This is a genomic window from Mesorhizobium sp. M1E.F.Ca.ET.063.01.1.1, assembly GCF_003998155.1.
GTDB lineage: Bacteria > Pseudomonadota > Alphaproteobacteria > Rhizobiales > Rhizobiaceae > Mesorhizobium.
On record NZ_RZSC01000168.1, the window covers coordinates 1 to 9,792 of the forward strand.

Sequence of the window (9,792 nt, forward strand, 5' to 3'; positions counted from 1 at the left end):
CCGCCTTCGGCGGCTGTCCACCCTCCCCTCAAGGGGGAGGGATTCTCGCGGCTATATCGCGCAATTGCGCCTGATCGACCGCATCACGCTCCTTCTTCGAAGCCACCAGACAGGCCTGCGACTTCAGGATCACGCCATCGCCCAGCACCTTGAGGTGGTTGGCGCGCAAGGTCGAGCCGGTGGTGGTGATGTCGACGATGACGTCGGCCAGCCCCGCCGCCGGCGCGCCTTCGGTGGCGCCGAGGCTTTCGACGATGCGGTAGACCTGGATGCCGTGCTTCAGCGAAAAGAACTGCTGCGTCAGCCGCCAATATTTGGTGGCGATGCGCAAGCGTCGGCCATGGCGCTGGCGGAAATCGGCGGCGACATCGTCGAGATCGGTCATGGTGTCGACATCGAGCCAGATGTCCGGCACGGCCACCACGACATCGGCGTGGCCGAAGCCGAGGCGGGCGACGATCTCGGCGCGCGCTTCCCAGTCGGCAAGGTTCTCGCGCAACAGGTCCTCGCCGGTGATGCCGAGATCGACCGCGCCCTTGCCGATCTCGCCGGCAATTTCCGACGCGGACAGGAACGCCACTTCGACAGTGTCGAGGCCATCGATGCGGGCGCGGTATTTGCGGTCGTCCTGCGGCAGGGTCACCGCCAGCCCGGCCTTGGCCAGCACTTCCAGCGATTGCTCCTTGAGACGGCCTTTGGACGGGATCGCCAGCGTGATCATTTCGCGCTCTCCCGCAAGGCCTCGATGCGGTCGAGCCAGACCGAGAAGCCGACGCCGGGGATCGGCTTTTTGGCGCCAAGCAGCGTCAGCAGCCGGTCGTAGCGGCCGCCGCCGACCAGCGGCCGGTCGCCGTCGGCGGCCGCGATTTCGAAGACCAGACCGGTGTAGTAATCGAGCGGGCGGCCGAAGGCGGCGTCGTAGCGGATCTTTTCGACCGGCAGGCCGTGCGCTTCGATCGCGCTGGCGCGGGCGGCGAAATTCTCGAGCGCCGCGCCCAGCGACAGGCCGGCATCGGCGGCGAATATTTCGAGTGCCTCGGTCGCGCCACCCAGCGCGACGTCGATCTCGAGAAAGCCCTTCAGCGCCGAGAACGCCTCCTTCGACAGCCGCACGCTGCGCAGTTGCGCCTTCTCGATCAGCCGGCGCGCGATGTCGGCCGGCGCACGGCCGGACGAAGCCGACAGGCCGGCCTCCTCCATGCCGGCGGCGATATGCGCGGCAAGACCTTCCGCATCGCCGTCGAGCACCAGCATGGCGACCGGACCGGAGAGCTGGCTGTTGCGCGGCGGATTGGCGAGATCGGCAAGGGCTGCCTCCAGCATCGGCGCCGAGCCGAAGGCACGGGCGAGCCGCATGCGCCAGCCGCGCGGCAAGCCGAGCGCCGCCAGCACCGCCTCGAACAGGGTCTGGTCGCCAAGCGTCACGGCAAGCGTCTGTCCGGGCAGCACCAGCGACAGCAGCGCATGCGCGTCGGCCAGCGAGCGGGCATCGGCAGCGGCCGTGTCGCGGTCGCCGAGATCCTCGATGCCGGCCTGGAAGAACTCGTTGCCGCCCTCGCGGCGCTGGCGGAATACTTCGCCGAGATAGGAGTAGCGGCGCGGCGTGCCGGCCTGGCTGGCGATGTGGTCGAGGCAGACGGGAATGGTGAATTCCGGTCTGAGACAAAGCGTCTTGCCGGTCTCGCTCTCGGTCAGGAAGATGCGGCGGCGCAGATCCTCGCCGGCCATGTCGAGGAACGGATCGGCCGGCTGCAGCACGGCGACTTCGACGGCGTGCGTGTCGCGCGCGGCGAAGAGTTTTACGATGTCGGCGGCGATGGCGGGGTAGCGGGAGGTCATGGGAAGGCTGGGCGCGAGGCACCCCCCTCTGGCCTGCCGGCCATCTCCCCCGCAAGGGGGGAGATCGGCAGTTTTGCCGACGGCAATCGTCCTGCAACGTCGGCGATTGGCGAAAGCCAAGGCGACATCCAATCTCCCCCCTTGCGGGGGAGATGTCCGGCAGGACAGAGGGGGGTGCTCAAGCGCCACCTTTCGCGCGATCGGCCGCCTGCGCCGCCAGGATCTTCTTCACCTCGGCCACCAGTTCACCTTCCGCCACAGTCACCTGTGCCGGCCTTGCGGCGCGCCATTCGGCGTTGTCGGTGATCTCGGCCGACAGGCGCGCGCCTTCGATCAGGTCCTTGATCTGCACCTCGCCTTTGGCGCGCTCGTCGCCGCCCTGGATGACGGCGATCGGGCTGCCGCGGCGGTCGGCATATTTCAACTGCGCCTTCATGCCGGCGCCGCCGAGATACATTTCGGAACGGATGCCGGCGGCGCGCAGGTCGGCAACCATCTTCTGGTAGCGGCCGAGGCTTTCCGTGTCCTTGTCCATGACCAGTACGACGACCGGGGCGACGACGTCGGAAATGTCGAGCTTGCCGAGGTTCTTCAGCGCCGTCATCAGCCGGGAGACGCCGATGGAGAAGCCGGTCGCCGGCACCGGCTCACCGCGGAAGCGCGAGACGAGCCCGTCATAGCGGCCGCCGCCGCCGACCGAACCGAAACGCACGATCTGGCCGTCCTCATTGGGGATCTCGGCCAGAAGCTCGGCCTCGAAGACCGGACCGGTGTAATATTCCAGGCCGCGCACGACGGAGGGGTCAATCTTGATTCGCGCCGGTCCATATCCAGCCGCGTCGCAAAGCAACGCAATTTCTTCGAGTTCGTTCAAGCCTGCTTCACAAGCCGATATGTTCCCGAGAGAGCCTTTCAGATCTTGTACGGTGGCATGGTTGCTGGCGCGCATTTCGCCGACTGCCGCGACGCAGTTCATCACCAACTCGATATGCGGCTTATCTAGTCCGGCGCCCTTGGTAAAATCTCCGCTCTCGTCCTTCCGACCCGTGCCCAGAAGTAGCTGCACACCCTCAACACCCAGCTTGTCCAGCTTGTCGATGGCGCGCAGCACCGTCAGCCGGCGCCCGGCATTCTGGTCGCCGCCGAGGCCGATCGCTTCCAGCACACCGTCCAGCACCTTGCGGTTGTTGACGCGGATGACGTAGTCGCCGCGCTTGATGCCGAGCGCTTCCATAACGTCGGCCATCATCATCGCCATTTCGGCATCGGCCGCCACGCCCGGCGTGCCGATCGTGTCGGCGTCGAACTGCATGAACTGGCGGAAGCGGCCGGGACCCGGCTTTTCGTTGCGGAACACCCAGCCGGAGCGATAGCTGCGGTAAGGTTTCGGCAGGCGGTCGTAATTCTCGGCGACGAAGCGCGCGGTCGGCGCGGTGAGATCATAGCGCAGCGACAGCCACTGGTCGTCGTCGTCCTGGAAGGAGAAGACGCCTTCGTTCGGCCGGTCCTGGTCGGGCAGGAATTTTCCAAGCGCGTCGGTGTATTCGATCATCGGCTGGTCGACCGGCTCGAAGCCGTAAAGCTCATAGACCGAGCGAATGGTCGCCATCATCTTCTCGACGGCGCGGATGTCTTCGGCGCTGCGGTCGGCAAAACCGCGCGGCAGCCGCGCTTTCGTCTTTTCCGATTTGTCGGCCATGGGTTGGGTCTTTTCGCTTGATAAACGCTGACTTATTTCGAGCGGGCGTGTCCTAGACGATACAGCCTTGGGCGGCAAGGGTTAGCGCCCCTTCCCTTCCCCCCTTGTGGGAGAAGGTGTCGCCGAAGGCGACGGATGAGGGGTGTTCCAGCTTCGCACTGACGGCACTGCGGCCAACACCCCTAATCCGTCTCGGCGCTGCGATCGATCCACCTTCTCCCACAAGGGGAGAAGGCAAAGACGCGCCTTCGAAACAATTCCGCCATCAGCGCGGCACGCTGCAGACACAATCCAAGACCATAAAGCGCCCCGGAAACAAGGGGTTCGGGGCGATGGCGGAACAGATCGACATCATCGAGAGCGGCAAGCCAATTGCCAGGCTGCGGCCTGCCGATAGGCTCGCGCTCAAGCCGGCGCAGCAGCCGGCCGGGCCGTTCGAGGTTGCGGCGGAAGCGCAAAAGCCGACCTTGCGCGACGCGCTGGTGACGGGCCTGCTGGTGATCTACCCGGCCGTCGCGGCCGTGGCGGCCATCCTTGCCGGGTTGTTTTTGACGGGCGCCGGCGGCGTTTGAGTGCACCCTGACCTTCTCCGCTTGTGGGAGAAGGTGGATCGGCGCGCAGCGCCGAGACGGATAAGGGGTGTTCCAGCGGAGTGAGGCGCTGGCGTTCCCTGGAGCACCCCTCATCCGTCGCCTTCGGCGACACCTTCTCCCACAAGGGGCGAAGGGAAAGAGTGCTCACTTCGGCCGCTTGAACCTCTTCCTCTCCGCCTCTACCTCGGCACGGCACACACAGCCTTCGAGATGATCGTTGACCAGGCCCATCGCCTGCATGAAGGCATAGACGGTGGTCGGGCCGACGAAGCTCCAGCCGCGCTTCTTCAATTCCTTGGAAATCCTGACCGAGACCGCCGTCGTCGGATTGGCGCGCAGGTGCGCGAGGTCGACGATTTCGGGCCGCTCGTCGGGACCCGGCTCGAACTTCCAGAACCAGGCGGCTAAAGAACCGAATTCATCGGCGAGCTCGCGGGCTCGCTTGGCGTTGTTGATGGTCGAGACGATCTTGCCGCGATGACGGATGATGCCGGCATTGCCGAGCAGGCGCTCGACATCATGATCGGTGAAGCGAGCCACCTGATCGAAGTCGAAATTGGCGAAGGCCTCGCGGAAATTCTCGCGCTTGCGCAGGATGGTCAGCCACGACAGGCCGGACTGGAAACCTTCGAGGCAGATTTTTTCGAACAACCGGCGGTCGTCCGCCACGGGTCGGCCCCATTCGTGGTCGTGGTAGTGGAGATAGTCCGGCAGATTGCCATGCCAGAAGCAGCGCGCGATACCGTCGGGGCCGTCGAGCAGGCCGGCATTTTCGTATCCCATTGCCACAAATCCGTTCGTCAATGCGCCTCGGCGCCCGTTTTACCGTGGCTTTACCAGATTCCTGAACCGGCCGGTAACCACACCAAAAGGTTTACTGACAAAGCGGCATTTTACGCATTCCGATTCATGTTTCGGTTGCCGCTCCACGCCAAGGATCGCGACACCCGAGGGCACTCCCTCGGACGAGTTCGACGATCGAGGGGCGTTCCGATGAAGACAGCGTTCACTTTACTGCTCGGCGCAGCCGCGGTTCTTGCCGCCGGCGCGACGACCTCACTTGCCGATGACCGTTATGCCGACAGGCCGCCGGTGATGGTGAGCCCCGATCTTTCGGCGCCCTGGGTGCTGCAGCTCGGCCACGCGCCCGGCATCGTGCGCCCGACCCGGCAGGCGACGCAGCAGCAGCCGCGGCGGCTTTTCCAGGCGCAGCCCGATCAGCAGCGCACCGCGGCCGTGCAGCAGCCCGCCAAGCGCATGGCGATGCGGCCGCAGATCAATCCGATCTATCTGCCGCAGGAAGTCGCCTATGACGGCCCGCAGAAACCCGGCACCATCGTCATCGATACCCACCAGAACTTCCTCTATCTGGTCGAGAAGGACGGCAAGGCACGACGCTACGGCGTCGGCACCGGCAAGCCTGGCTTCGAATGGTCGGGCACGCACAAGATCACCGACAAGAAGGTGTGGCCGGACTGGCGCCCGCCAGCCGTGATGATCAAGCGCGAGGCGGCCAAGGGCCGCTACCTGCCGACCTATCTCGCCGGCGGCATCGAGAACCCGCTCGGCGCGCGCGCGCTCTATCTCGGCACCACCGAATACCGCATCCACGGCACCAACCAGCCGTGGACGATCGGCGGCGCGGTGTCTTCCGGTTGCATCCGCATGCGCAACGAGGACGTCGTCGACCTTTACGAGCGCGTGAATGTCGGAACGACGGTCGAGGTGATATAGTCACCGCGCATCAGCCAGTAAGGCGGCGCTGAGGCGTTTTTGGCGCTTGCTGTTGCTCTGAAGCCATAGCGCGCTTTTAGGAGACGTGCTTAGACTGGCAACGAATACGGGGGACGGGCCGTGTGGGGATACGGCCAGTCACGAAAGGGCAGCGCGGGAAACCGCGCTGCCCTTTTCGCTTTCACGGCTGGCGGCAGGTCGCGCCGAAAGCAGGCCGTTTCGTTTTCGGGGGCTGATTTCCCGGCCGTCCTCTGCTATTGCAGCGCACAATTTCCCACGCCAACGGTTCCAGCTCCAAAGGTCACAGTCATGTCCCGGTCCGACGACAGCCGCTATCTCCGGGGTGGTCCGGTCGCCCAGCGCATCATCGCTTCCGTGCGCGAGGACGCGGCGATTGCCACCGCCGAAGGCTTTCCGCCGAAGCTCGTCTCGATCTCCGTCGGTGACATAGCGGCGGTCGAAGTCTATGTGCGCAACCAGCGCGCCAAGGCCGAGCTTGCCGGCATCGGCTTCGAGGAGAGGCGCTTTGCCGCCGACATCACGGCGGGCGAGTTGGAAGCGGCGATCCACGGCCTCAACGCCGACCCGCGCGTCACCGGCATCATCATCCAGCGGCCGGTGCCGGCGCATATCCCGATCAAGACGCTGCAGGCGGCGGTGCATCCGCTTAAGGACGTCGAGGGCATGCATCCGGCCTCGATCGGCAACATCGTCTACAACCAGCTCGATCTGGCGCCGTGCACGGCGGCAGCATCGGTCGAGCTGCTCAAAGAGACCGGCCTCGACCTCAAAGGGCTCGAGGTGGTCGTCGTCGGCCATTCCGAGATCGTCGGCAAGCCGATCGCCTTCCTGTTGATGAGCGAGGGCGCGACGGTGACGGTGTGCCATCACATGACGCGCTCGGTGGCGGCGCACGCCCGGCGCGCCGACGCGTTGTTCGTCGCCGTCGGCAAGCCGCGGCTGATCAAGGCCGACATGGTGAAGCCGGGCGCCTGTGTTATCGATATCGGTATCAATTCGGATATCGGGCCCGACGGCGAAAGCCGCATCGTCGGCGACGTCGACACCGAGAGCGTCAAGGAGGTGGCCTCCTGGATCACGCCGGTACCTGGCGGCGTCGGCCCACTGACGGTCGCGATCCTGCTGCGCAACACCATGGTGGCGCTCAACCGCCAGCGCGCGCTCTACCGCGCGACCTACGGTGTGGCCGACCAGCTCGCAGCGGAGTAGGCGGGGCACGCCAGGCTATTGCTCAACCAAGGGCCGTTTCCAGCTTTTTGCTGAGACGCCAATTGTCGAAGCCGGCGCCGCCCCTCATCGCCCTGCCGGGCACTTCTCCCCGTATAGTGACGGGGAGAAGGGGCTGGCCGCAAAGTCGGCACCCTTCCTGCAACGTTGGCGATTGGCGAAACTGGCGATGACAGCGCCCTCTCCCCGTCTCTATACGGGGAGAGGATGCCGGCAGGCAGGTGAGGGGCAGCGCCAGCACTCGGAAGAGTTGTTTGGCGAACTCGAAACCTGGAGCCACTGCCTTGGTCACTACGCCCAAGCGTCACTCTGCCGCGACCTGCTTTCTCTCTGAAACCCCTTCCGGCTTCGGGCCGCCATAGGCCCAGTCGAGCAGTTTTATCGTATGCACCACCGGCAGCCTGGCCGCTGAGGCTATCTGGGTGATGCAGCCGATATTACCAGTGGCGACAACTGAAGCGCCGGTCGCCTCGATATTCCGGACCTTGCGGTCGCGAAGCCTGGCCGAAATCTCGGACTGGAGGATGTTGTAGGTGCCGGCCGAGCCGCGCGAAGGCCATCTCTGCTGCGGCTCGCGCACGACGAAGCCTGCCTTGGCGAGTAGCTCCTTCGGCTGGCGCGTGATCTTCTGGCCGTGCTGCATCGAGCAGGCGGAGTGATAGGCAACGATCGTGCCCGGCTTGCGCACCGGCTCGGGCAGATCGAGAGCGGCAAGATATTCGGTGATGTCCTTGGCCAGCGCCGAAACGCGCGCCGCCTTTTCGGCATAGGCGGGATCGAGGCGCAGCATGAAGCCGTAATTCTTGATCGTGGTGCCGCAGCCGGACGCGGTGATGATGATGGCGTCGAGCCCGCCCTGCTCGATCGCGCGTGCCCAGGCGTCGACATTCCGCCTGGCCGAGGCAAGGGCCTGATCCTCGCGGCCCATGTGATGGACGAGCGCGCCGCAGCAGCCTTCGCCTTCAGGTACCACGACCTCGACGCCGAGCCTTGTCAGCAAGGAGATGGTCGTCTCGTTGATGGCCGGATCGAGCACCGACTGAGCGCAGCCAGTGAGGATGGCGACGCGGCCGCGCTTCGCGCCCTGGCCGGCATGTGTACCGGGTGAAGCCATCGGCGATGCCGGCGGGATCGACGAGGGTGCGAGCTTCAGCATGGCGGCGACCGGCCTCAGCACCGGCAGCTTCTCGAACAGGCCGATGAACGGCCTGCCGAGCCCGGCCAGCTTCAATGCGGCGCGGAAGCGGCCCGGGTAAGGCAGCACGAAGGCCAGCATCGCGCGCGTCAGCCGATCGGGCAGCGGGCGCCTGTAGGTCGTCTCGATATGGGCGCGGGCATGGTCGACCAGATGCATGTAGTTCACGCCCGAGGGGCATGTCGTCATGCAGGCCAGGCAGGAGAGACACCGGTCGATATGGGTGACGATCTCCTTGTCGGCCGGCCGGCCGTTCTCCATCATGTCCTTGATGAGATAGATGCGGCCGCGCGGTGAATCGAGCTCATTGCCCAGCGTCACATAGGTCGGACAAGTGGCGGTGCAGAAGCCGCAATGCACGCATTTGCGCAGGATCTTCTCCGATTCCGCGACATGCGGATCGGCAAGCTGCGTGGCTGAGAAATTGGTCTGCACACAAAAATCCTCACTGTCCGAGAAGCCAGCTTTGCGGGTTCTTGACCGGCTCGCCGCGCTGCAGCGCCTGCAGCCCGAGGATGCAGCGCACGATGAACCAGACGGCGACCGCGAACATCAGCAGGAAGCCGATCGCGAGCATCATCAGGACCACGGAGATCAGCGCGTAGAGAAGGCCGATCCAGAACGTCCTGATCAGGAATGTGTAGTGGCTTTCGACAAAGCCGCCCGCCTTGCCGCGATTGATGTAGGCAAGCACGATGCCGATAATGCCGGTCACGCCGATGACAAGGCTGGCGAGGTAAAGAATGTAGATGACCAGCGCGTTGGTCTGGCCCGGCTCCAGCCAGCGATCGGTCTGGCGCTGTCCGCTGCCCGGGCCTGGATCGGTATTGCTCATGATGCTGATCCCTCGGTTGGTCGAGCGAGAGTAGCAGAGCCGGCACCCGGCGCCATGCGGCCGGGGTTGAGAATCTGCTTCGGATCGAACTCGGCCTTGAGCCGCGCCGACAGCGCCGCCAGATGCTGCGGCTGTGGCTCGAACACCGGGAGCGCCGCGCGATGCGAGGCAGACGCCCGCACCAGTGTCGCGTGGCCGCCGCCATATTTGCGGATCAATCCGCGCAGCAGCCCCGCCTCCGGATCATCCTCGCGCATGGAGAGCCACACCAGCCCGCCCTGCCAGTCGTAGAAAGCGTCAACGGCCGCCTGCATGCGCAGCGCCATCACCATGTGGTGCGCCTGCGACGGCGCCATCGACACGCGCCAGACAGGCCTCTCGGCGCCATCGGCGAAGGGTGTGCAATCGCGGATGTCGCGCCACATCGCCTTCGAGGTTTCGCCGTCGATTTCTTGCAGCGGACCGGCCTTGCCGAGCAGGTTCCGCAACGCCTCGATGCGGTAGACGACCGACGGGCCAAAGCCTTCGACGCGCAACAGCGTCGCGGCATCGCTGCCGAGATGGCCGGTGGCGACGCGCGAAGCGATCCGCTCCGGCAGATGCGCCGCGCTCGAGGCTTCGGCGCTGGAACCCAGCGCCAGCGCCATGG

9 protein-coding genes and 1 pseudogene are annotated in these 9,792 nt (G+C 65.4%); 3 read left to right on the plus strand and 7 right to left on the minus strand.

Features of this window, described 5'->3' with window-relative positions; all coding sequences use genetic code 11:
• Positions 1-28: 28 nt before the first annotated feature.
• The 3 genes from hisG to hisS form a co-directional block, all read right to left on the minus strand.
• Positions 29-721, minus strand: coding sequence for an ATP phosphoribosyltransferase (hisG, locus tag EOA29_RS14450; protein ID WP_126092601.1), 693 nt, complete (start codon positions 719-721; stop codon positions 29-31).
• Complete coding sequence (locus tag EOA29_RS14455) at positions 718-1,839, minus strand: ATP phosphoribosyltransferase regulatory subunit (RefSeq protein WP_127221064.1); 1,122 nt, start codon at positions 1,837-1,839, stop codon at positions 718-720. Before EOA29_RS14455 ends, hisG begins: the two co-directional genes overlap by 4 nt.
• A gap of 178 nt (positions 1,840-2,017) precedes the next feature.
• Positions 2,018-3,538, minus strand: a complete 1,521-nt coding sequence (hisS, locus tag EOA29_RS14460) for a histidine--tRNA ligase (protein ID WP_127221065.1) — start codon at positions 3,536-3,538, stop codon at positions 2,018-2,020.
• A gap of 332 nt (positions 3,539-3,870) precedes the next feature.
• Between hisS and EOA29_RS14465 the strand changes: the two genes are divergently transcribed.
• A complete protein-coding gene (locus tag EOA29_RS14465; RefSeq protein WP_127221066.1) occupies positions 3,871-4,110 on the plus strand; it encodes a hypothetical protein in 240 nt (79 codons plus the stop codon).
• Between the two features lie 165 nt (positions 4,111-4,275).
• On the opposite strand, the gene EOA29_RS14470 is transcribed toward EOA29_RS14465, so the two are convergent.
• A complete protein-coding gene (locus EOA29_RS14470; protein ID WP_126092597.1) occupies positions 4,276-4,914 on the minus strand; it encodes a DNA-3-methyladenine glycosylase I in 639 nt (212 codons plus the stop codon).
• Positions 4,915-5,124: 210 nt separating this feature from the next.
• Here EOA29_RS14470 and EOA29_RS14475 point away from each other — a divergent pair, with 210 nt between their 5' ends.
• Together EOA29_RS14475 and EOA29_RS14480 are read left to right on the plus strand one after the other, a co-directional pair.
• Entirely contained in the window at positions 5,125-5,865 is a 741-nt protein-coding gene (locus tag EOA29_RS14475; protein WP_127221067.1) for a L,D-transpeptidase, read from the plus strand.
• 309 nt (positions 5,866-6,174) lie between these two features.
• Entirely contained in the window at positions 6,175-7,095 is a 921-nt protein-coding gene (locus tag EOA29_RS14480; RefSeq protein ID WP_127221068.1) for a bifunctional 5,10-methylenetetrahydrofolate dehydrogenase/5,10-methenyltetrahydrofolate cyclohydrolase, read from the plus strand.
• Positions 7,096-7,417: 322 nt separating this feature from the next.
• On the opposite strand, the gene glcF is transcribed toward EOA29_RS14480, so the two are convergent.
• The 3 genes and pseudogenes from glcF to EOA29_RS14500 form a co-directional block, all read right to left on the minus strand.
• Positions 7,418-8,743 (minus strand): glycolate oxidase subunit GlcF, encoded by a 1,326-nt coding sequence (gene glcF, locus EOA29_RS14490; RefSeq protein ID WP_127221069.1) that lies wholly within the window; start codon positions 8,741-8,743, stop codon positions 7,418-7,420.
• A gap of 10 nt (positions 8,744-8,753) precedes the next feature.
• Complete coding sequence (locus EOA29_RS14495) at positions 8,754-9,143, minus strand: DUF4870 domain-containing protein (RefSeq protein ID WP_127221070.1); 390 nt, start codon at positions 9,141-9,143, stop codon at positions 8,754-8,756.
• Positions 9,140-9,792: pseudogene (locus tag EOA29_RS14500) on the minus strand (2-hydroxy-acid oxidase); the annotation flags it as partial. The gene EOA29_RS14495 and the pseudogene EOA29_RS14500, both read right to left, overlap by 4 nt.

Bases quoted from the DNA above. Each gene is read 5' to 3' on its own strand.
- EOA29_RS14495 (WP_127221070.1), bottom strand. From the start codon at position 9,143: ATGAGCAATACCGATCCAGGCCCGGGCAGCGGACAGCGCCAGACCGAT.
- hisG (WP_126092601.1), bottom strand. From the start codon at position 721: ATGATCACGCTGGCGATCCCGTCCAAAGGCCGTCTCAAGGAGCAATCG.
- EOA29_RS14475 (WP_127221067.1), top strand. From the start codon at position 5,125: ATGAAGACAGCGTTCACTTTACTGCTCGGCGCAGCCGCGGTTCTTGCC.
- EOA29_RS14470 (WP_126092597.1), bottom strand. From the start codon at position 4,914: ATGGGATACGAAAATGCCGGCCTGCTCGACGGCCCCGACGGTATCGCG.
- EOA29_RS14465 (WP_127221066.1), top strand. From the start codon at position 3,871: ATGGCGGAACAGATCGACATCATCGAGAGCGGCAAGCCAATTGCCAGG.
- EOA29_RS14480 (WP_127221068.1), top strand. From the start codon at position 6,175: ATGTCCCGGTCCGACGACAGCCGCTATCTCCGGGGTGGTCCGGTCGCC.
- hisS (WP_127221065.1), bottom strand. From the start codon at position 3,538: ATGGCCGACAAATCGGAAAAGACGAAAGCGCGGCTGCCGCGCGGTTTT.
- EOA29_RS14455 (WP_127221064.1), bottom strand. From the start codon at position 1,839: ATGACCTCCCGCTACCCCGCCATCGCCGCCGACATCGTAAAACTCTTC.